The 21,340-nt window shown below is 72.4% G+C and carries 21 protein-coding genes and 1 pseudogene; 13 read left to right on the top strand and 9 right to left on the bottom strand.

Going from position 1 to position 21,340, the window contains the following annotated elements; translation table 11 throughout:
• A partial coding sequence (locus ACFXMF_RS36710) for an LLM class flavin-dependent oxidoreductase (protein WP_380020995.1) occupies positions 1 to 820 on the top strand: 820 nt, incomplete at its 5' end.
• 37 nt (positions 821 to 857) lie between these two features.
• On the opposite strand, the gene ACFXMF_RS36715 is transcribed toward ACFXMF_RS36710, so the two are convergent.
• Positions 858 to 1,376, bottom strand: a complete 519-nt coding sequence (locus ACFXMF_RS36715; protein WP_379990153.1) for an HAD domain-containing protein — start codon at positions 1,374 to 1,376, stop codon at positions 858 to 860.
• A complete protein-coding gene (locus ACFXMF_RS36720; RefSeq protein WP_379990143.1) occupies positions 1,376 to 2,674 on the bottom strand; it encodes a sensor histidine kinase in 1,299 nt (432 codons plus the stop codon). Before ACFXMF_RS36720 ends, ACFXMF_RS36715 begins: the two co-directional genes overlap by 1 nt.
• A gap of 578 nt (positions 2,675 to 3,252) precedes the next feature.
• Here ACFXMF_RS36720 and ACFXMF_RS36725 point away from each other — a divergent pair.
• Positions 3,253 to 3,537, top strand: a complete 285-nt coding sequence (locus ACFXMF_RS36725) for a hypothetical protein (RefSeq protein WP_360312386.1) — start codon at positions 3,253 to 3,255, stop codon at positions 3,535 to 3,537.
• Between the two features lie 28 nt (positions 3,538 to 3,565).
• Here ACFXMF_RS36725 and ACFXMF_RS36730 read toward each other — a convergent pair whose 3' ends face one another.
• A complete protein-coding gene (locus ACFXMF_RS36730) occupies positions 3,566 to 4,510 on the bottom strand; it encodes a Ku protein (RefSeq protein WP_379990144.1) in 945 nt (314 codons plus the stop codon).
• Between the two features lie 222 nt (positions 4,511 to 4,732).
• On the opposite strand from ACFXMF_RS36730, the gene ACFXMF_RS36735 reads away from it, so the two are divergent.
• From ACFXMF_RS36735 to ACFXMF_RS36750, 4 genes are all read left to right on the top strand, one after another.
• Positions 4,733 to 5,503, top strand: coding sequence for an alpha/beta fold hydrolase (locus ACFXMF_RS36735; protein WP_379990146.1), 771 nt, complete (start codon positions 4,733 to 4,735; stop codon positions 5,501 to 5,503).
• A gap of 642 nt (positions 5,504 to 6,145) precedes the next feature.
• On the top strand, positions 6,146 to 8,620 hold the full coding sequence (locus tag ACFXMF_RS36740) for an ATP-binding protein (protein WP_379990154.1): 2,475 nt from the start codon (positions 6,146 to 6,148) through the stop codon (positions 8,618 to 8,620).
• Positions 8,621 to 8,739: 119 nt separating this feature from the next.
• Positions 8,740 to 9,528: a metalloregulator ArsR/SmtB family transcription factor gene (locus ACFXMF_RS36745; RefSeq protein WP_360312392.1), complete on the top strand. Its 789-nt coding sequence runs from the start codon at positions 8,740 to 8,742 to the stop codon at positions 9,526 to 9,528.
• 112 nt (positions 9,529 to 9,640) lie between these two features.
• Positions 9,641 to 9,991 carry an AQJ64_40280 family protein gene (locus ACFXMF_RS36750; RefSeq protein WP_379990148.1) on the top strand — a complete coding sequence of 117 codons (351 nt, stop codon included), beginning with the start codon at positions 9,641 to 9,643 and terminating at the stop codon, positions 9,989 to 9,991.
• Positions 9,992 to 10,024: 33 nt separating this feature from the next.
• On the opposite strand, the pseudogene ACFXMF_RS36755 reads toward ACFXMF_RS36750, so the two are convergent.
• The 4 genes and pseudogenes from ACFXMF_RS36755 to ACFXMF_RS36770 form a co-directional block, all read right to left on the bottom strand.
• Positions 10,025 to 10,171 (bottom strand): annotated as a pseudogene (locus ACFXMF_RS36755) (dienelactone hydrolase family protein); the annotation flags it as partial.
• Positions 10,172 to 10,193: 22 nt separating this feature from the next.
• A complete protein-coding gene (locus ACFXMF_RS36760) occupies positions 10,194 to 11,909 on the bottom strand; it encodes a protein kinase (protein WP_379990149.1) in 1,716 nt (571 codons plus the stop codon).
• 213 nt (positions 11,910 to 12,122) lie between these two features.
• Positions 12,123 to 12,560 (bottom strand): hypothetical protein, encoded by a 438-nt coding sequence (locus ACFXMF_RS36765; RefSeq protein WP_360312400.1) that lies wholly within the window; start codon positions 12,558 to 12,560, stop codon positions 12,123 to 12,125.
• A gap of 254 nt (positions 12,561 to 12,814) precedes the next feature.
• Positions 12,815 to 14,257, bottom strand: coding sequence for a DHA2 family efflux MFS transporter permease subunit (locus ACFXMF_RS36770; RefSeq protein WP_379990150.1), 1,443 nt, complete (start codon positions 14,255 to 14,257; stop codon positions 12,815 to 12,817).
• Positions 14,258 to 14,308: 51 nt separating this feature from the next.
• On the opposite strand from ACFXMF_RS36770, the gene ACFXMF_RS36775 reads away from it, so the two are divergent.
• The 4 genes from ACFXMF_RS36775 (at position 14,309) to ACFXMF_RS36790 (ending at position 17,861) form a co-directional block, all read left to right on the top strand.
• Positions 14,309 to 15,061 carry a TetR/AcrR family transcriptional regulator gene (locus ACFXMF_RS36775; protein WP_360312404.1) on the top strand — a complete coding sequence of 251 codons (753 nt, stop codon included), beginning with the start codon at positions 14,309 to 14,311 and terminating at the stop codon, positions 15,059 to 15,061.
• A gap of 271 nt (positions 15,062 to 15,332) precedes the next feature.
• A complete protein-coding gene (locus ACFXMF_RS36780) occupies positions 15,333 to 15,932 on the top strand; it encodes a hypothetical protein (protein ID WP_360312406.1) in 600 nt (199 codons plus the stop codon).
• A gap of 140 nt (positions 15,933 to 16,072) precedes the next feature.
• Positions 16,073 to 17,092, top strand: a complete 1,020-nt coding sequence (locus ACFXMF_RS36785; RefSeq protein WP_379990152.1) for an NAD(P)/FAD-dependent oxidoreductase — start codon at positions 16,073 to 16,075, stop codon at positions 17,090 to 17,092.
• Positions 17,093 to 17,189: 97 nt separating this feature from the next.
• A complete protein-coding gene (locus ACFXMF_RS36790; protein WP_360312410.1) occupies positions 17,190 to 17,861 on the top strand; it encodes a hypothetical protein in 672 nt (223 codons plus the stop codon).
• A gap of 2 nt (positions 17,862 to 17,863) precedes the next feature.
• Here ACFXMF_RS36790 and ACFXMF_RS36795 read toward each other — a convergent pair whose 3' ends face one another.
• Entirely contained in the window at positions 17,864 to 18,460 is a 597-nt protein-coding gene (locus tag ACFXMF_RS36795; protein ID WP_379990853.1) for a GNAT family N-acetyltransferase, read from the bottom strand.
• Between the two features lie 221 nt (positions 18,461 to 18,681).
• Between ACFXMF_RS36795 and ACFXMF_RS36800 the strand changes: the two genes are divergently transcribed.
• The 3 genes from ACFXMF_RS36800 to ACFXMF_RS36810 all read left to right on the top strand — a co-directional run bounded on the left by ACFXMF_RS36800 (position 18,682) and on the right by ACFXMF_RS36810 (position 20,665).
• Positions 18,682 to 19,545, top strand: a complete 864-nt coding sequence (locus tag ACFXMF_RS36800; RefSeq protein WP_360312414.1) for an LLM class flavin-dependent oxidoreductase — start codon at positions 18,682 to 18,684, stop codon at positions 19,543 to 19,545.
• Positions 19,546 to 19,646: 101 nt separating this feature from the next.
• Positions 19,647 to 20,231, top strand: a complete 585-nt coding sequence (locus ACFXMF_RS36805; protein ID WP_379990854.1) for a CGNR zinc finger domain-containing protein — start codon at positions 19,647 to 19,649, stop codon at positions 20,229 to 20,231.
• Complete coding sequence (locus ACFXMF_RS36810; RefSeq protein ID WP_379990855.1) at positions 20,228 to 20,665, top strand: protein-tyrosine phosphatase family protein; 438 nt, start codon at positions 20,228 to 20,230, stop codon at positions 20,663 to 20,665. The genes ACFXMF_RS36805 and ACFXMF_RS36810 overlap by 4 nt, the downstream gene beginning before the upstream one ends.
• Before the next feature lie 19 nt (positions 20,666 to 20,684).
• Here ACFXMF_RS36810 and ACFXMF_RS36815 read toward each other — a convergent pair.
• Positions 20,685 to 21,340: dihydrodipicolinate synthase family protein (locus ACFXMF_RS36815; protein ID WP_380020997.1), on the bottom strand; the 656-nt coding region annotated here is incomplete at its 5' end.

Genomic DNA, 21,340 nt, shown 5'->3' on the forward strand with positions numbered 1-21,340 from the left:
GAGCATGGCCGAGCGTGAGGGTCTCGATCTCGTCGGTGTGCAGGACCACCCCTACCAGAGCCGATTCCTGGACACCTGGTCGCTGATGGCCGTGATCCTGGCGAACACCCGGCGGGTGCGGGTGTTCCCGGACGTGGCGAATCTGCCGCTGCGGCCGCCGGCGGTGCTGGCCAAGGCGGCGGCCAGCCTGGATGTGCTCTCCGGTGGGCGATTCGAACTGGGCCTGGGGGCGGGCGCGTTCTGGGAAGCCATCGGGGCGATGGGTGGCCCCGCGCGTACCCCGGGTGAGGCGGCGAGCGCGCTGGAGGAAGCGGTCGACATCGTCCGCCTGATGTGGTCCGCGGAGCGCTCGGTGCGCTACACCGGTCGGCACTACCAGCTCGCGGGCGTGCATCCCGGGCCGCGCCCGGTGCACCCGATGGGCATCTGGCTCGGCGTGCTGGGCCCGCGCCTGCTGGACATGCTCGGGCGCAAGGCGGACGGCTGGTGCCCCTCGAACAGTTACGCGACGCCCGAGAAACTGCCCGACATGCAACGCCGCATCGACGACGGCGCGGCCGAGGCCGGGCGCGATCCCGCCGACATCCGACGCGTCTACAACGTCTTCGGGGCGATCACCGACGGCCCCTCCAACGGCTTCCTGGTCGGCCCGCCCCGCCAGTGGGTCGAGGAACTCACCGCGCTGGTGCTGCGATTCGGCATGGACACCTTCATCTTCGGCGCCGAATCCGACGATCCCGCCCAACACCACCGCTGGGCCGCCGAGATCGTCCCCGCCGTCCGCGACTCGGTGACCCGCAACCGCGGCAACACCCCCTGACCGACCGGTCGAACCCGCCCCGCCGACGCGCACCGGATCAGGACGGCACGATGCCGAGCCAGGCGGCGACGGCGGCGAAGTCGTCGTCGGTCAGACCCCGGCGCGGGTCGACACGATGCAGCAGCGCGGCACCCTCGTGATGCACGGCGACCCACGCCCGATCGACATCGGTGATCTCGTCGTCCACCCAGACGAACGCCCGGCCCCCCGCCCGACCGACCAGTGCGCGGGTCTTCCAATGCAGCCCGGCCCGCTCGTCGCGGTCGTCGACCTCGGTCTGTTCCGGCCAGACCACCACGTCCAACGCCGGCAGACCCAGCCGCGGGGCGATATGGGTGTTCGCCTCCTCCATCCAGGCCGTGGCCCACACCAGGTCGCACGGCAGCCGAGACAGCCGGGGCCCGTGCCCGGGGTCGAGCCTGGCCAACAGCGGATTCGCGTCGGCATCACACGCCTCGGGATCGGCGCCATGGTCGGGATACTCGGCCGCCCCGAACGGAAGCAGCGGCCCGTCGACGTCGAGAAACAGCAGCGGACGTTGCATCGGCACCGACATCACCCGGCCCCGGAGGAGGTGATGGTCCGCGACGTGGACAGTGTGCACGGGATCCGCATGGTCACCCGGGTCGGACCGCCGGGTGGGCTGGTCACGGTCAGCACCCCGTCGAAGGGGGCGAGCCGGCGCTCGATGCCGCGCAGGCCGCTGCCCCGGCCGGGGTCCGCGCCGCCTCGGCCGTCGTCGGTGATCTCCATCCGGAGCAGCCCGAGATCGTGGCCGATCTCGATCCGGACCCGGTCGGCCCCCGAGTGCTTGGCGGCGTTGGTGAGCACCTCGGAGACGGCGAAATAGGCGGCCGACTCCACCGGTGCCTCCGGCCGCCCCGGCAGGTCGATGTCGACCTGTGCGTCGAGCGGGCAGATCATGGCGAGCGAGCGCACCGCGTCGCCCAGGCCCCGGTCGGCCAGGATCGGCGGGTGGATGCCGCGGACCAGGTCGCGCAGTTCCTCCAGCGCCTTCGACGAGGACTCACGGGCCTCCACGAGCAGTTCGCGTACGGCGGCGGGATCGCGTTCCAGCAGGTGTTCGGCCGCGCCGAGCGTCATGCCCATCGCGACCAGACGGGCCTGCGCGCCGTCGTGCAGGTCGCGCTCGATTCGCCGGATCTCGGCGGACTGCGTGTCGGCCGCCTCGGCGCGGGTCGCGGTGAGCCGCTCGATCCGGGACGCCATCTGCGCCTTCTCGCTCGGCGCGAGCACGGCCCGGGTGTAGCGGGCGTGCAGGCGCACCGAACGCGGCGCCAGCCACAGCGCCGCCGGCAACTGCAACACGCCCAGGAGCGCGGCGAGGGTGGCCGTGGTCTGGTCCCGGACGGGGATGAACAGATACCGAAGGCCCTCCCACTCCTGCGACAACGGGACGCCGTAGAACCCCAACCCGATCGCCCAGCAGCCGCCGAGGAGCAACGCGGCCGGCCCGATCGCGAGCGTCGCGCCGACGATCGGGTCGATCGCCAACCAGAGCCAGTCGCGCCACGTCTGCGGATCCCGGACGATCCACCGCAGCCGCGCGAGGAAGCCGCGTTCACCGGGCGCCGGCTCGGGCAGGTAGCTCACCGGGATCCGCACGTCCGACCACCGATACGCCAGCGCGCGTTGCCGATCCGCGAGCCCCCGCACCGCCCGCACGACCGGTGCCACCAGGACCAGCCCCAGGCCGGTGCCGAGCAACAACACCACGACGGACACCGCGAGCGACAACAGCGCCGCCACGAAGGACAGCCCCCACAACGCGAGCGACCGCCCCAACGCCACGAGCCCGCCCGAGAAGGAGAAGCCCCCACCCCTCGCCCGCATTCGCGCCCCACCGCCCGAACCCGCATTTTCCATCCGTCCCGCGCCCTTCCCCAGGGTTTCGGTGCATCGGCCGCACGGGCCCCTCGCCAGTATGCGACGAGCAAACCGGCCGAGTCGGTGGAGCTAGACCCCCTCTTGTCGCCCGATCGACAAGCATTACGAAGCTTTACACCGATTACCCGAATTGTTTGTCTCATCCCGATACACCCATGCCGGATGGGCCGGCCATGGACAAGGAAGCGCCGTCGTCGACGTCGGTGAACTTCTCGGACCCGCCGGCCCGCGAAGCGGCCGCCACAGTCCTCGGACTTGAGGATGCCACCCCGCGCACCCCGCCCGCGCACCCCGCCCGCGCGGGCCGCCGGGCGGGTGCGAAGCCGCTCGGCGCGAGGCTCCGGGCGAGGCCGGGCACCCGGCCGCCACCTCGGCAGGTTCCGGCCCACCCGCAGGAGTCGGCGCGCCGGCACCCGCCGTGCCCGCGACCCGCGGCGCGATGTTCCACGTCGATCCGGCACCCGGTGGCACCGGACTTGTCCGACGGGCGACGAGTTCGAGCCACAGGGCCTATCCTCGAACACATGTCCGAACGCTTGCCTGATCGCACGCCCGACCCACTGCCCGAACACCTGCTCCCGCTGCTCGACGTCCAGCTCGGGTTCGAGCGTGCGCACCTCGCCTGCCTGCGCGCCGCCGAGGTCGGCGACGAGGACGCGCTCCATCGGGGCCGGGCCGCTCGGCTGTCCGCGATGCGGGCGCTGATCACCGCCCGGGCCGCCGCGGGTGCGGACGGCGCGCCCGATCGCGACCTGCTCAAGCTGGCCGCCCTGGACGCCCTCGCCCGGGAGTCGACGGACCCCGCCTGATCGCCGCGGCCGACCGCGGCGGCGATCTTCAGCCGGTCTTCCGGCGCGGCCGGGTGCTCGTACTCTTCTTCGCCTCTGCGCGGCTGCTCGTACTCTTCTTCGCGGCGGCACGGCCGCTCGTGCTCTTCGCCGCCGGCCGGCTCCTCGTCGTCGTCCGCGTCTTGCCGTCCGTCTCCTTCGCCGGCTTGGCGTGGCCCTTCTCGGCGGCCTTCACGCTCGCGGTGAGCACGGACATCAGGTCGACCACGTTGCTCTCGCCCTCGTCCCGAACGACCTCCTCCGCCTCGGGATGCCCGCCGGTGGCCTTTGCCTCGACCAGGGCGTCCATCGCGCGCTGATAGTCGTCGTGCACCTCGTCCAGGTCGAAATCCTCACTGAGGGTGTCCATCAACGAGGCGGCCATCTTCAGCTCCTGCGGGCGGATGGTGACCTTCTCGGTGGGGGCGATGCCGTCGGGCGCGCGGAGTTCGTCGGGCCACAACATCGTCTGGAGGGTCAGGATCTCGCCCTGGGCGCGGACCAGCGCCAGGCTCTCGCGCGTGGAGAGGGTGATCTTCGTGACCGCCGCCCGGGACCGACCGGCGAGCGCCTCGCGGATCAGCACGTACGGCTTGGCCGCCGCCGACGACGCGGGCCCCAGGTAGTAGGGCTTGGACAACATCAACGGATCGATCGCGGCCTCGTCCACGAAGGCCAGTACGTCGACGATCTTCTTGCTCGGCAGCGGCAGCTCGGACATGTCCTCGTCGGTGAGGACGACCTGGGTCCCGTCCGCCGCCTCGTACGCCTTCGCGATGTCGGCGAAGACGACCTCCTCGCCGTCCAGCTCGCACACCCGCTTGTAGCGGATTCGCCCGCCGTCGCCGCGATGCACCTGATGCCCCGGCGACCGATGCTCGGACGTGGCCGGATAAAGCTGGACCGAGATACTCACCAGTCCGAACGAGATTGCGCCCTTCCATGTCGCCCGCATACCAACCCCTGACCGATTTGATATGAAATAACCATCTCCAACGGTAGGTCACCCCGGCACCGCACGCCTCGGACGCCCACCCGGTCCGATCCCCGGGGGAGGGGGGTGAATGCGCTCGGCCGACGGCGGGGCGGACGGTGTGCCGCGATGAGTTTCGGGGTGATGGAGAGTCCCATCAGGTGACCGCTTGCCCCGACCCGACCCACGCCCGAGGAGAGCACGATGACGGCCAATGCCCCCACCAGCGGATACGCCCCGGTGAACGGCATCGAGATGTACTACGAGTTGCACGGCGACGACGGTCCGCCGCTGGTCGTGCTGCACGGTGGCGCGCAGACCGTCGGCCTGAGCTTCGCCGCGCTGCTGCCCTCGCTCGCCGCGAACCGTCGGGTGATCGCGGTCGAGTTCCAGGGGCACGGCCACACGGCGGACGGCGAGCGCGCGATGTCGTTGGAGGTCTTCTCGGACGACGTCGTCGCGGTGCTGGACCTGCTCGGTATCGAACGTGCCGACTTCCTGGGCTACAGCCTCGGCGGCCTGGTCGCGCTGCGGACGGCCGTACGGCACCCGGAGCGGATCGACCACCTCGTCCTGCTCGCGACGCACTACCGACACGACGGCTATCACGCGGAGATCACCGCGCCCGAGCAGACCTCCCCACGACTGCCGACCGAGGCCGACTTCGCGGCGATGGTCGACGCCTACACCCGGGTCGCCCCCGATCCCACCCACTTCGAGGCCACCCTGGCCAAGCTCCAGCCACTGGCCCACGGCTTCGTCGAGTGGACGGAGGACGAGCTGCGTGCGATCGCCGCCCCCACGCTCCTCGTGCTCGGCGACACCGACTTCATCCGCATCGAGCACGCCGCACGCATGCACGAACTGATCCCCGCCGCCCAGTTGGCCATCCTCCCGGACACCACCCACATGGCCGTCCCCCGGCGCACCCACCTCCTCAGCCCCATGCTCGACACCTTCCTCCCGGAGCCATGACCCCGCCGCCGCACCGCCGGGCCCACCCGGCAGGGCGGGCGACCGGCCGGGCCCCCGGCGGGCCCGGCGCGCACGGGCGGCACAGACGAGCGCACGGCGCGGCGCGGTGCAGACGGTACCCGGGGCGAGTTGCGCGGCGAGCCGTATCCGCCGAGCACGACCGGTCCGTCCCGGGCGCCGGGCGAATCGAACCGGATCAGCGCGGCCTCGCGCGGCAGCCCGACCCCGGCACGCGCGGCCCGCCCGCATCCGCGCCCCGCCCCGCCCGGCGGTCCCGGTGGGGCCGGCCCCTCGGGTCGGCCCCGGACGGCCGCAGCTCGCCGCCCCCTCCGCGGTCCCGTCGCCCGGCCGTTCACGCCGCCGGCCGGACGCAGCCCCGGGACGGGGGTTGTGCACGACAATGTCCGGGGTCGGTCGTCGGGGTGTTCGGGGCACGGGGGCGGTGGGGTTGGTTTTGACCTCTTTGCGGGTTGGGGCGGCCGATGGAAGGGGTGGGTGCCGGTGAGGCACGGACGGGTCGGAGTCCGGAGTTCGCCGGATCCCGCTGTCTCGGGGCCGGCCGGCCCCGCCGTCGAGGACTGCCGGCGGGGCCGGTTGCGGGTCTATCTCGGTGCGGCGCCCGGGGTGGGCAAGACGTACGCGATGCTCGACGAGGCACGGCGCGGACTACGGCACGGTACGGATGTGGTGGTCGGTGTCGTGGAGTGCCACGGACGACCCCGCACCGAGGAGCTGCTCGCCGGCCTGGAGGTCGTGCCGCGCAGGCAACTGTCGCATCGGTGCGGCTCGTTCACCGAGATGGACGTGGACGCGGTGATCGCCCGTCGACCGCAGGTCGTGCTGGTGGACGAACTCGCGCACACCAACGCGCCCGGTTCGCGCCACAAGAAGCGCTGGCAGGACGTCGAGCAACTGCTCGACGCCGGGATCGACGTGATCTCGACGGTGAACGTGCAACACCTCGAATCGCTCAACGCCGTGGTCGAGTCGATCACCGGTGTGGCGCAGCACGAGACGGTGCCGGACGGCGTGGTGCGTCGCGCGGACCAGGTCCAGCTCGTGGATCCGGCGCCGGAGGCCCTGCGGCGGCGGCCCGCGCACGAAAACGTGTATCCGCCCGAGGCCGCGGCGTCGGCCGACCGCTTCCGGCCGGGGAATCCGACGGCGTTGCGGGAGCTGGCGCTGCTGTGGGTGGCGGACCGGGTGGACGAGTACCTGCGCGAGTACCGCCACGACCACGGGATCGACGCAGCGTGGCGGGCCCGCGAGCGGGTGGTGGTCGCGCTGACCGGCGGGCCCGAGGGCGACACGCTGATCCGGCGCGCGGCCCGGATCGCCGGTCGGGGGCCGGGCGGGGAACTGCTGGCGGTGCACGTCGCGCGCAGCAACGCCCCATCCGGCTGCTCGCCCGCCGACCTGGTCCGTCAGCGCCGCCTGGTGGACTCGCTGGGCGGCACGTTCCACTCCGTGGTCGGCGACGACGTGCCCGGTGCCCTGCTCGACTTCGCCCGGGGGGTCGACGCCACGCAGGTGGTGCTGGGCGGCAGCCGACGCAGATCCTGGCAGTACGTCCGCGGCCCCGGCGTCGGCGCCACCTTCGCCGCCCGCTCCGGCGACATCGACACGCACATCGTCACGCACGAACACGTCGGCCGCGGCCGGGACACCACGCCCAAACGCTCCGGCACCGCCCGGGGCCGGGCGGTGGCGAGTTGGGCGGTCGCCCTGCTCGGCCCACTGGTGCCGGCCGCCGTGCTCGTACCGATGCGCGGCGGTGTGGCGCTGCCCGGCGACATGCTGCTGTTCCTGGCCCTGACCGTCGGGGTCGCCCTGTTCGGCGGCCTGTGGCAGGCGGTCAGCACGGCCGTGGTCGGATCGTTGTTGCTGGACTACTACCTGACCGCGCCGACGCACACCCTGAAGATCGCCGCGCCGGGCAACGTGCTCGCCCTCGTGGTCTTCGTGGTGATCGCCCTGGCGGTGGCCTCGGTCGTCGACCTGGCGGCGCGGCGCGCGCAGCAGGCCGCGCGCAGCCAGGCGGAGGCGGACACGCTGAGCTTTCTGGCCGGCAGCGTACTGCGCGGTGAAGGAGCGTTACCCGCGCTGCTCGAACGGGTCCGCAGGACGTTCGGGGTGGAGTCGGTGGCCGTGCTGCAACGCGACGGATCGTGCGGGCCCTGGGAGAGCGTCGGCTCGATCGGCCCCAATCCGCCGACCCGGCCCGATACCGCGGACGTCGAGGTGCCGGTGGACGAGTCGCTCGCGCTGGTGTTGTCCGGTCGCGCGCTGCCCGCCGACACGCGCGCCGTCCTGGGCGCGTTCGCCGCGCAGGCCGCGCTGGCCCTGGAACGCCGCACCCTGGTCGCCGAGGCCGCCGAGGCCCGTCGGCTCGGCGAGGGGCACAGTGTCGACACCGCCCTGTTCGCCCTCGTCGCCCGGGATCTGCGCGCGCCCTTGGCCGTGATCAAGGCCGGCGCGTCCGGCCTGCGTTCGCACGAGGTGGACTGGGCGCGGGCGGAGCGGGCCGAGTTGCTGGCCACCATCGAGGCGGGCGCGGATCGGCTCGACCAACTGATCGGCAATCTGCTCGACATGAGCCGGCTGCGCATGGGCACGATCGAACCGCTGCCGAGCGACATCGCGTTGGAGGAGGTGGTCCCGGGCGCGGTGGCCCGAGTCGCGCGGACGGCGGTACGGGTGTCGGTGCCCGGCACGCTGCCGACCGTGCGTGCCGACCCCGAGCTGCTGGACCGCGTGGTGGCGAATCTGGTCGAGAACGCCGTCCTGCACACCCCGCCCGAAACACCCGTGATCGTCGCCGCCGAGGTGGTCCGCGACCGCGTCGAACTGCGCGTGGTCGACCGCGGCCCCGGCCTGCCCGACGACGCCAAGGACCGCGTCTTCGAAGCCTTCGCCCGACACGGCGACGCCCCCCGAAGTCGTGGCGTCGGCCTGGGACTCGCCGTCGCCCGCGGCTTCGCCGAGGCCATGCACGGCTCGCTCGCCGCCGAGGACACCCCCGGCGGCGGCCTGACCATGATCCTCACCCTCCCCGCCTCCACCGAGCCCCGGCCCGAGCCCGGGCCGGACGACCTCCCGGCGGAACCCGCCTCCTGAGCCCTCGCTCCGAAGCGCGCCGACCCGGGCGAACACCCTGCGACCGGTCGTCGACCTCGCGATTGACAATAGGCAGGTATTTGCCTGCATAATTGATCGTGAGCCTCGAAGCGAGAGCGATGGACTCGATTTTCAAAGCGCTGGCCGACCCCACCCGACGCCTGCTGCTCGACCGGCTGCACGAACACAACGGCCAAACGCTGCGCGAACTGTGCGAACGCCTGGACATGGCACGCCAGTCGGCGACCCAGCATCTGGACATTCTGGTGCGGGCCAACCTCGTGACCGTCGTGCGGCGCGGCCGGGAGCGGCTGCACTACCTCAACCCGGCACCGATCCACGAGATCGACGAGCGCTGGATCTCGGGCTTCGAGAAGCCCCGTCTGCAAGCGATCAGTGCCATCAGGAAACAGGCAGAGGAGTACGCCATGACCAACGCACCCGAACCCGTGCCCGACTACGTCTACGTCACCTACATCCGGGCGAGCGCCGACCAGGTGTGGCAGGCCCTGACCGACGCCGACCTGACGGCCCGATACTGGGGCCACGCCAACGTCTCGGACTGGCGGCCGGGGTCGGCCTGGGAGCACCGGCGCACCGACGGATCGGGCGCCGTCGACGTCGTCGGTCGGGTGCTCGAAACGGAGCCCCCGACCCGCCTGGTCATCACCTTCGAGGATTCCCCCGACGCCGAGGCGACGCGCGAACCGTCCGTCGTCACCTTCCTCGTCGAACCGCACCAGGACATCGTGCGGCTCACCGTGACCCACGAGAACCTGGCCGACCTCGCGATGCTCGACGGCATTTCGCATGGCTGGCCGGCCGTACTGGCGAACCTCAAGTCGCTGCTGGAGACCGGTGAGATCCTCCCCCAGGCGCCGTGGGAGATGCCGCCCGCACACGACTGAAAGACCCCCGCCCGCACTCCGCGCACCGGGTCGACCCGCCCGCCGGGAGCGGAACCGGCGGGCGGGTCGCTTCGTTGAAGTGATCCCAGCAGGACCGGAATCGGGAGCGCGGATGCACGTGACGGTGGAGTGGGTGGACGCCCGCGAACGACTGCCCTTGGACGGCATGCCCGTGGCAGCGGCGACGACGGGCCGCTATCCCACGCACGCGGACGACCCCGAGTCCGGGCAGGACTTCTGGCTGGTGATGCCCATGCGCTTCGCCGCGCGCCACATCGACGCGGACGGCGTCGAGCGGCACGACTGCTTCGTCGACTCCGACCGCGTCGTGCGACTGCCGTACGGCCGCCCCGGCGCCGAACCCGTCACCCACTGGGCGGCGTTGCCCACGCTGCCCGGTACGACCACGCACTTTCTGCTGGGCGAGGACGTGCCCACGGCGCTGCACGACGCCCTGGGATAGGGCAGGACCCGGGCGCTTGGCCGAGCCGGAGCCTCAGCCGCGGACCAGGGTGCGGCCGAGGAGGTCGAGCAGCCGGTCCCAGTGGCGCTGCAGCCCGGCGGCGCTGAAGGCGTCGGTGTCGGCCATGGTGAAGCCGTGGGTCGTGTCGGGGTAGATCTCGGTGGTGTGGCCGACGCCTGAGCCGGGCCATGGTCCGTGTGGCCTATGGCCGCAGGTTCGCGGAGTCGGCGGCGGAGGGGGTGGGGGACACGCGCTCGGCCAACCCGCGCACGCCGCTCACGGCGACCACGATCAGCACGACCAGGGTGTAACCGCCCTCGCGGGGGCCGGGGGCCCGGTACTCGGTCTGGGCCCACCAGGCGGCGGCGAACGCCACCCACAACAGACCGGTCAGGACCGAGGGGTTGTGCCGACGGCGGACGAAACCCGCGAGCGCGAACGGTACGAGCCCCAGGAACGGCAGCGCGTGGATCCAGGTCGGCGCCCCCAGGGCCGCGTAGTTGAGCGAGACCACATATGCCCAACTGATCGTGACACTCAGCCGAGCCGACCACAGCAGCGCCACCAGGGAGAGCACCAGCGCGACTTCGGCGGCGGGAATGAGGACGACCGGGACCGGCCGCTCGAACCGGACGAGCGCGATCGTGGAGATCAGCAGCAACACCCAGCCCACCACCGCGATGGCCCCCGCCTCGGTGAAGCGATAGCGAATCTGCCACGGCGACTGCGGCCGCCCGCGCTCGGCCCCGAACCCGGGACCGGCCCCGAACCCCGGTGCGTACCCCGGCCCGGCGCCGGATCCGGGCCAGGGCCCGGCGCCGGGAACGGCTCCGGAAACGACCCGGGGTCCGGCGTCGAAACCACCCCCGAATCCCGCCCCGGCCCCGGGCGACCCCATCGGCGGCGCGGCGGGCCGCGGGGGCGGCGGCACCAGGGTGACCGCCGCCGCGGACCGGGCCGGCGCGGGCCGTCCGGCCCAGGCCGGTGACGGCGGTGTGCTCGTGGCGGTCGGCAGGCCGTGCGGCGCGACCGCCGTGACGTCGGCGCTCAGGGCCCGTTGCGCCGATTCCAACGCCGACCGGAACGCCGCCGCGTCGGCGTACCGCTGTGCCGGTGACTTGGCGAGTGCCGACAGTGCGAGTGTGTCGATCCCGCCCGGCACGTCCGCCCGCAGCGCCGACGGTGGCGGCGGTGTCTTGGTCAGGTGTTGGTTCATCACCGCGAACGGCGAATCTCCGGTGAACGGCGGTTGCCCGGTCAGCAGTTCGTAGAGCAGGCAGCCGAGCGAGTAGACGTCGGAACGCGCGTCGACCGCTTCCCCGTCGATCTGCTCGGGCGACAGGTACGCCGGCGTGCCGACCATGAGTCCGGTCGCGGTCAACCGCGTCGTCGTCTCGGCGAGTGCCTTGGCGATGCCGAAGTCGAGCACCTTGATCGCGCCGGACTCGGTGACCATCACGTTCGACGGCTTGATGTCCCGGTGGATCACCCCCAGGCCGTGACTGTGCACCAGGGCGTCGGCGACATCGCGGGCGATCGCCACGGCCCGCGCGATCGGCAGCGGGCCGGTGCGCAGCGCGTCGGTCAGGGTGTTGCCGTCGATGTACTCCATGACCAGGAACGGGACGGTGTCGCCACCGTCGACGTCCTCGCCCACGTCGTGCAACGTCGCCACACCGTGGTGGGACAGGGCGGCGCTGGTCCGGGCCTCCCGGCGGAATCGTTGGCGGAACTCCTCGTGGCGGGTGAGTTCGGCGGGCAACACCTTCACGGCCACGGTGCGCCCGAGCTCGCGGTCGACGCCCTGCCAGACCTCCCCCATGCCGCCTCGGCCCACCAACCGCACCAGTTCGTACCGCCCTGCAAGTACCCGCATACCCGAGTGCCCCCGCTGCTCGACCGCCGTTGCCGCAGCCACGGTACGGCACCCGTCGGGCGGGGGGCGGTCGCGGACGCCGGCCCGACCACCCGCATACCGCGGCACGTTCGCGGGCCGAGGCGAGCCCGGACACGGCGCGCGTGGCCGGGACGAGCGGCGAGCGCGGTTCGTCGATGCCGGGCACGGGTGGAGGGGCGGGCGTCGGCCGCGAAGTCGAGCCCGCCGTACTCTTCGGCGGTGTTCCGGGTGGTGTCAGGCGGCCTTTGCCCGGCCTTCGGAAACCTGGCGCAGGGCGTCGTCGAGGTCGGACTGGGCGCGTTGCAGCCAGGCCGTGGTGATGTCCACGGCGTCGCCGAGTTCGCCGCTGCGCCGGTGCAGGTGCAGTTGCTCACCCTCCTCGGCGGCGCGGGCGTGCTTGATCGCGTGATGGATGCGCCCGGCTGCGGCGAGTTCGCCGCCCGCCACCTGGAGCCAGGCGCGGGTCGTCGCGTCGGCGACCTTGTCGGTGTTCGCGGAGTCGGTCAGCGCCCGCGCGATCGCCTCGATGCTCTTGCCCGCCAGCTTGCGTGTCGCCAACGCCGGTGGCAGACCGGGGAGTTGGTCCAGTTCGGCCAGGATCACACTCTCCAGCAGGGCCAGGCCGTACGTCACTCGGCCCAGTTTCAACAGATACTCGTCATCCGGAATCATCGAGCCATTGTGCGATACGGGTCGGACACGATCGCGACACCACACGGCGTGTCGCACCCAATGCAGCCGGACGCGCCGGGCTCTGCGCTCCCGGGGCCCGATCCGGTGGCCTCGACGGCTGCCGCAGGCATCCGCGTCGTCGGCCGGAGCAAGGAGCCGCCCGACGACTGGGGGTTGGATCGCCGGGCGGTCCGGGCACCGACCACGGGGGTTGTCGGCGCATCCGCAACGATCCGCCGACCAACCGCCCGCGCTCAGTGCGCCGGTCGGGAGTGCTTGGGCAGCAGGCCGACCAGGAGAAGCGCGAGGAGGTACAGGGCGGCGCAGATGCCGAAGACCCATTGCGCGGCGTGGAAGTAGGACTGCGTGGTGCCGTGGGCGGCACGGGAGAAGAACACCGTGCCGAGGGCGGCGACACCGATGGCTCCGGCGAACTGTTGCACGGCGTTGAGCATGCCGGCACCGGTGCCGACCTCCTCGGCCGTGGCGTCGCCGAGGATGAAGTCGAAGAGCGGGATGAACATCAGGCCCGCGCCGAAGCCGGTGAGGAACAACGACGGCGCGAGTTGCCACACGGTGATGCCGGTGTTCCAGTGCACGGTGGACCACCACAGGGCGAGCAGGCCGACGATCGCCACGGACAGGCCGATGCGCATCGTGGCACGGCCGAGCTTCTCGGCGAGCACGGCACCCGCGAGCAGGACCGCGACGGCGGTGCCCAGCGCCCAGGGGATCAGGGTGAGGCCGGTGTGCAAAGGCGTCCAGTGCAGGCCGAGTTGCAACAACAGGTTGATGACCAGGACGAACGCGCCGAGCGAGGCGTAGAAGCCGCCGACGATCAGCAGTCCGACGACGAAGCTGCGCCGGCGGAACAGGGACGGCGTGATGACCGGGTGCGGGCTGCGACGTTCGGAGGCGACGAAGAGCGCGAACACCGCGACCGAGGCGACCATCGAGAGATACGTCCAGATCGGCCAACCCAGCTCGCGCCCCTGGATGAGCGGGACGATCAGCAGCGCGGAACCCGCGGTGAGCAGCCCCACGCCGACGAGGTCGAGCCGACTGCCCGGGTCCTCACCGGCATGGTGGGGCAGGACGCGGCGGCCGAGGACCGCGGCGGCGACGCCGAAGGGCACGTTGATCAGGAAGATCGAGCGCCACTGGCTGCCGAACAGGTCCAGGTGGAGCAGCCAGCCGGCGAGGATCGGACCGGCCACCGTGGCCAGGCCCATGATCGGACCGAACGGCATGAGGGCCTTGCGCAGGTGCTCGGGCGGGAAGACGACCTTCACCAGTGCCATGCCCTGGGGGATCATCACCGATCCGAATAGTCCCTGGAGCAGGCGGGCGCCGATCAGAAAGCCGGGACCGGGCGCGAGGCCGCAGGCCAGTGAGGCGAGGGTGAAGCCGTTCAGGCCGATCAGGAACAGTTGTCGGCGGCCGAGGATGTCGCCGAGCCGGCCGGAGGTGACCAGGCCGAGGGCGAAGGCCGCGGTGTAGACGGTCAGCACCCATTGCAGGGTCATCGGGCCGCCGCCGAGGTCGGCGCGGATGGACGGACCCGCGAGGTTGGCGACGCTGGAGTCGATCAGGTCCATGATCTCGGCGATGAAGACGACGGCCAGGACCAGCCAGGCCCGCCGGAGGGGGATCGGATCGGCACGGGAAGCCGTCAACGAACTTTGTTCAGTAGTCATGAACTAAGTTCTAGGCGACGAACTTAGTTCTGGTCAAGCTAGAATGTGCCCATGCCCTCCGACCACCCGAGGCGGGGCCGAGCGGCCCGCCACGCACCACAGCCCGCCGATACCGCGCCGACGCCCTCGCGGAAGGCGCCGATCACCCTCGACCGCATCACCGACGCCGCCCTGCACGTCATCGCCACCGAGGGATACGACGCGCTCACCGTCCGCAGGATCACGCACGTCCTGGGGACCGGGCCCTCTTCGCTCTACGCGCACATCGTCAACAGGGACGACATCGACGACCTGATCATCGGGCGGCTCTGCTCCGAGATCGTGCTGCCCGAGCCCGATCCGGCGAACTGGCAAGCGCAGACCCGCGACGTGTGCGGCCAGCTCCGCGACCGGTTCCTCGCGTACCCGGGCGTCTCCCGCGCCGCGCTCGCCATGCTCCCCACCAACCTGGAGACCCTCCGGGTCAACGAGGGCCTGCTCGCCATCCTGCTCGCCGGGGGCGTCGATCCGCAGCGGGCGGCCTGGGCCATCGACAGCCTCTCGCTCTACGTCAGCGCCTACGCCCTGGAGCGCTCGCTGCTCGCGCAACGACGGAAGCACCCGGACCACGAGTGGGTTTTCAGCCGAGCCGAACTGGTCGGCCGGTTCGAGGCACTTCCGGCCGACCGGTTTCCGCAGATCAGGCGGCACGCGGCCGAACTGACCTCGGGCGCGGGGCACGACCGCTTCGACTTCGCCCTCGGCCTGATCATCGACAACCTCGTCCCGGAGCATCCCTCGACCCGGCCGGATCGGGTCGGGTAGGTCGTCCGGGGTCGGCGCGAACTCGGCGGAATCCGCAGGGCGGTTCGGTGCCGACCCGATGTCCGCGGCTGCGACGCCGGCCGCGGGCGAGGCGGGTCGGGCGGGGCATCACGGGTGTGCGACCGGGGCGTTCCTCGGATAGAGTTCCGCGGCCGATCGGCCACGGAACCACGGAGGCGACTTGTCCAACCATCCGGGATACCCAGGCCCCCAGGGCCCACCTCCTCCTCCTCCTCCTCCGCATCCGAGCCAACCCAGGTGGGCCTGGTGGGTGGTGGGCATCGCCATCCCGCTGATCGGCATCTTCGTCACCATCGCCGTCAGTCGATCCGGGTCGGATTCGGATTCGAAGAGTCCGTCGGCGAATTCGGCCACCGTGCCCGGCACCTCGCCCCCGGCTGCCTCGCCGGGCGGGCAGAACCCGCCGGCCGGCGGTGCGGGCGGCCAGTCGGCGTCGAACACCCCGACGAACGCTGGTGGAACGGCGCGGGTCCTGTTCGGCCCGGGTCCGGTCACCGTCGACCCGAACAAGCAGTACGTCGACTTCGACACCAGTCCGCCGCTGGTCTCCCAGTCGAACAAGGCCGTGGACCTCGCCTTCCTGTACACGCTGGGCGCGCCCGAACTCATGACGGTCGGCTCCAGCAACACCCTGGCCGCGATCCCGCAGGGCGATCCGGACCCGACGCCGCAGGTGTGCGCCGAGGCGATTCGCAAGCGCGGCACCTACCTGGGCGGCGAACTCGCCCAGGGCACCCGCTTGTGCATGGTCACCAACGAGGGGCGCACCGGGTTCATCCGGGTGGACGGGCCGGCCGCCGCCAACGTTCCGCTGCGACTCCAGGCGACCGTCTGGGATCTTCCCGGCTGAGGTCGGGGGGTCGCCGTCGGCGCCGGCCGTCGGGTTTGCCGAGGGTCACCGCCGATGACCGCGGTCGAGTTTGCCAAGACGGCAAAGAAGTTTGGCGGAATCGGCACCTCGGTCGCATGGTCGTAGTGGAGGTGGTCACGATGACCGATCGGCTGATGGACGACGATTACGACGTGGTGGTCGTCGGAGGTGGTGCCGCCGGACTGGGCGGAGCGTTGACGCTGGCGCGGGCCCGACGCTCGGTGTTGGTGATCGACTCCGGTGCCCCGCGCAACGCGCCGGCCGCGGGGGTACACGGGCTGCCGACCCTGGACGGGATCGCGCCGGCGGAATACGTGGCCCGCGCCCGGGCCGAGGTGCGTGGCTACGGCGCCCACGTGGTCTTTGCCGAGGTCGACGCGGTCCGCCGTACCCGTGACGGGTTCACGGTGACGATGGCCGACGGTCGGGCCGTGCGTGCCCGTCGGTTGTTGGTGACCACCGGGCTGGTCGACGAATTGCCGGACGTACCCGGGCTGCGCGGCCGGTGGGGGCGGGACGTGCTGCACTGTCCGTACTGCCATGGTTGGGAGATCCGCGACCAGCCCGTCGGGGTGTTGGCCTGCGGCCCGCTGTCGGTGCACCAGGCGCTGTTGTTGCGCCAGTGGAGCGCGGATGTCACCTACTTCGCGCACACCATGCCCCCGAGCGACGAGGACGCGGAGCAACTGGCCGCCGTCGGCATCCGCGTGGTCGAGGGCGTGGTGGCATCGCTGGAGATCGCCGCGGACCGCCTCGTGGGCGTACGGCTGGGCGACGGCACCTTGGTCGCGCGTGCGGCGTTGGCGGTAGCGCCGCGGATGGTGGCCCGCGCCGGGTTCCTGGGCGGCATCGGATTGTGGCCGGTGGAGCATCCGTCGGGGGCCGGCGAGCACATCCCGGCCGACCCGTACGGCGCCACCGACGTACCGGGCGTGTGGGTCGCGGGCAACGTCACCGATCCCTCCGCCCAGGTCGGGACCTCGGCGGCCGCCGGCGCCGTCGCCGCGACCCGGATCAACGCCGACCTGGTCGCCGAGGCCACCCGATGCGCGGTCGCCGCCCGCCGGGACCCGTTCTCGGCGGACAACGAGGCCCGCGTGTGCGCGAGCGTGCTGGGCGACCGGCGCCACGGCCTGTGAGGCGCGGGCCGGCGGCGGCGCACGCTTTTGAGCGTCGTCGGCCGCCGACCCCGTGCGCTCGCGCCGGCCCGCCGCGGCTCCGGCCTAGACTCCGACCGTGGCCGGACAATCACGAACGACGACGAGTACGGCGCCGCTGTCGGGTGTGCGCTTCGTGGGGTTGCGCTTTCGGCTGGAGACGCGGGGGTTGCACCGCCCGGTCCCGGTCGAGGTCGCCGCGCTCACCCATCACGGTCCGGGCGATCACGTCGCCTGGCGCGCACACGCCCCGATCGAACCGCCCGCGCCCGACGGCGCGCCGCCCGCGCCGATCACCGTCCCGGTACCAGCCGCGGCGCCCGGCTCACTCGCTGCGGCACTGACGGACATCGAGCGCCACGTGACCCGCGATCTCCCGCACGCGATCATCGGGTTGCCGCCGTTCGCCGAGAAGACGCTCGTCCGGGAGCAGCGCGCCTACTGCCCGCTGCTCGCCTCGTGTGTCGTCCTGGACGTGCTCACCCTCGCGGCGATCGTCACCCCGACCGCCACACCGCAGTCCTTCGACACCAGGCTGCAACACCTGGGCCTGCGCCCGCCCCTCGAACGCGCGGTCACCTGGGACGCGTACGCACTGGCCCACCTGTTCCACACCACCGTCGCCAAGGGCATCGCCACCGGCCGCTGGTCCACGCTGGACGACCTGATCCGGGTCGCCGGCTCCTCCCCTCCCCCCGTCGAACCCGAATTCATGCCCGCACTCGACGTGCAGGAATCCCTCTTCGACTGAGGTCAGCGAGGTGGGGCGGAGAGCGGCCCGTTACCCGCCGTGCGCAGCAGGGGTTTGGTCATGGCCCGGGTGATCGTCGGGTCGCGGCCGTCGACGTAGGGGTCGCGGAGGGTGTAGCCGGCGCCCGCGAACAGGGCGAGGGCCCGTACGTTGCGGCTGCCGGTCTCCACGACCAGTCGCCGGGCGCCGGCCTGGGCGGCGGTGTGCTCCAGCGTGCCGAGCAGGCGGCGGCCGTGGCCGTGGCCGCGCTGTTCGGGTTCGACGTACAGGCGTTTGATCTCGGCCGCCCGACCGGGCATGGTGCGCCATCCGCCGCAGCCGACCGGGGTGTGTCCGCTGTAGGCGAGGACGAACAGGCCCTCGGGGGGCTCCAGATCGCGAGGCTCGGTGAGGTCGGGGTGATCGGCGAAGCCGTACAGGGCGACCTGTTCGGCGTACAGCGCATACAGCAGGATCTGGGTGTCCGGATGGGTGTAGGGACGCGGTACGAGCCGAACGTCGGCAAGGGCGTTGGGGCCATCGGCGCCGAACGGCCCGTGATGGCCCGGTGCCCCACCCAACACGGCCCCGCCCTTGGCGCGGTGCGCGAAACGGATCAACGACCTGCTCCCTTCCCGCCGACCCCGCACATCGGGGCTCCCCCACGATTCTCCGCGAAGCCCCCACACCCCGAACAGTGGCCCCGGCCAACAGACCACAATCCCTCCCCGTCAACTCCCCACCACCCCCGGGCACTCGCCACTGTCGAACCCGACGGGCCGACTCTCCGGTCGACGACTTCGGGGTTGCCCGGGGTGGTGGGGCGGAGCAGGATTCGGGGATGCGGTTTTCTGTGAATGTTCCGAACTTCGGTGACTTCGCCGATCCTCGGGTGGTGGCCGCGGTCGCGGTCGCCGCCGAAGAGGCCGGGTGGGATGGGCTGTTCGTCTGGGATCACGTGGTGCACGACAAACGGGCGCGGCGCGGGCAGCCGTTCGGTGATCCCTGGATGTTGCTGACCGCCGCGGCGTTGGCCACCTCGCGGATCAGGTTGGGCACCCTGGTCACCCCGGTGCCGCGCCGGCGGCCTCAGCAACTGGCTCGCCAGGTGGCCACGTTGGATGCGCTCAGTGGCGGGCGGGTGATCTTCGGCGCGGGGCTGGGCGGGCCGTTCGAGGACGAGTACGCGGACTTCGGCGAGCCGACCGACCCGGTCGTCCTCGCCGAACGCCTGGACGAGGGGCTCGATTTGCTCGATCGTTTTTGGTCGGGCGAGCCGGTGGAGCACGACGGAACACACTTCCGGGTCCGGGACGTGACGCTGCTGCCCGCCTCGACGCAGCGCCCGCGGCCGCCGGTGTGGATCGGCGGGTTCTGGCCCAATCGCCCGCCGATGCGCCGTGCCGCGCGCTGGGACGGCGCGGTGCCGTTGTTCGCCGACGCCCGGCACGGCCAGGCCCCGCCGCTCGACCAGGTGCACGACCTGGTCGCCTACGTGCGCAGGCACCGCGAGTCCGACGCACCCTTCGACCTCGTCCTCGGCGGCGTCAGTCCCACCGACCCCGCCCGCGCCCACGACCTGCTCGGGCCGCTGGTCGACGCCGGCGCCACCTGGTGGGACGAACGCCGACTCATGGCCGACGAAGACCTGTACCGGTCGGCCCCGATCCTGCGGCGCGTCGAAGCGGGGCCGCCGGTGTTCTAGGGCAGCCCGGTCCGCGACCCACGAAAGGTGGCGGCGGGCTCACGGTCGGCGGGCAGTAAGGGTTATAGTTGCGCTTCATCGGTTACCAAGGAGCGCAAGGCGTGCGAATCCCCCTCACCGACTACGCCCCCGGGGCGGCCGTCGCCACCGATCTGGTCAACACCTCACCGACCGTGCGACTCACCGGCGACGCCCTCCCCGATCCGGGCGCGCTGGCGAACTTCCTTGCCGAGCACGGGCTTTCCCTCGCCGCGACGGCCGACGGACGCCCGCCGACCGAGCAGGACCTGCATCGGGTACGGCTGCTGCGCCGCGAGGTACGCGTCGTCGTGGAAACCGGGACCGAGGCGCACGCCGTGGCGGGCGCGACCGTACTCGCCGACCGGGCCGGTCGCGCCCCCACCCTGCGTCGCGGCCCCGACGGCCGAGTGCAGTGGTACGTCCCGACCGCTCCCGAGGCCACCCTCGCCGACGAACTGGCCGCACTGATCGGCATCGCCCTGCTCGGCGTCGTCCAGGCGCTCGGCCACGAACGCTTCCGAGCCTGCGCCACCCCCCACTGCCGGGGCGTGTTCGTGGACACCAGCCGAGCCGGACGCCGCCGCTACTGCACGCCCGACCTGTGCGGCAACCGGGTCAACGTGGCCAACCACCGTGCCCGCAACAGGATCGGCGGCGTCCGATGAGCGCCCTCACCGGCACCCTGCACCTCCCGGACGGCAGCCCGATCCGCGGCCGCGGCCTGCGCCACCCGCTGCCGGACGGACCGGTCCCGGAGTTCGGGCTCTACCTCGGCTCCGACCGGCTGCGCCGGCGGCACGAGGACCGACTGCCGTGGCCGCACACGTGGATCGACTGGCCCGACTTCCTCCTGCCGCGCGATCGGGACGCGGCCGTCCGCGAGATCCGGGCCCTGCACGAACGAGCCCGTACCGGCGCCTCGGTCGAGGTCGCCTGCGGCGGCGGCGTCGGCCGCACGGGCACGGTCATCGCCTGCCTCGCCGTGCTGGCCGGACTCGACCCCGCCGAGGCGATCGCCTGGACCCGACGCCGGCACCACCCGCGCGCCGTGGAAACCCCCTGGCAGCGCCGCTGGGTGAGCCGCTTCCCGGCGGCCTGAACGACCGCCGTGCGTGGCGCTACCCGCCCAGGTCGGCCAGCCGCTTCAGCGTCGCGTCGATCGACCCGCGTCCGGCGGGCAGCAGGGGCAGGCGCACGTCCGGGGTCGGAATGCGGCCCTGCGCGTGCAGCACGCCCTTGATCACGGTCGGGTTGGGTTCGCCGAACGCGGCGGCCGACAACCCGGCCAGCGCGTGGCCCAGCTCCCGGGCCCGCACGACGTCGCCGCCGCGCCAGGCGTCGGCCAGCGCCACGAACCGGTCGGTGGCCAGGTGCGCCGAGGCGAGGATGCCGCCCGCCGCGCCCAGGGCCAGCAGCGGGGACAGGAACAGGTCGTCGCCGGCCAGCACGGCGAAGTCCGGCGGCGACTCGCCGAGCAGGTCCACCGCGTCCTGATCGACGCCGCCCGTCGCCAGCTTGACGCCCACCACGCCGGGAATCCGGGCCAACTCGCGCAGTCCGGCCGCGTCGAGCGGCTGCCCGGTGCGGTACGGGATGTGATAGACGATCAGCGGCAGCGGACTCGCGCTCGCCAGATGGGCGAAGTGCGCCCGTACGCCGGCCTGCGCGGGACGGGTGAAGTACGGGACCGGCACCAGCGCGGCGACGGCCGCGGGCCACCGCGCGAGCTCCGCGAGGGCACGCGCGGAGGCCCGGGTGTCGTTGTTGCCGGCGC

The sequence above is a fragment of the Embleya sp. NPDC059213 genome, from assembly GCF_042754445.1.
Lineage (GTDB): Bacteria > Actinomycetota > Actinomycetes > Streptomycetales > Streptomycetaceae > Embleya.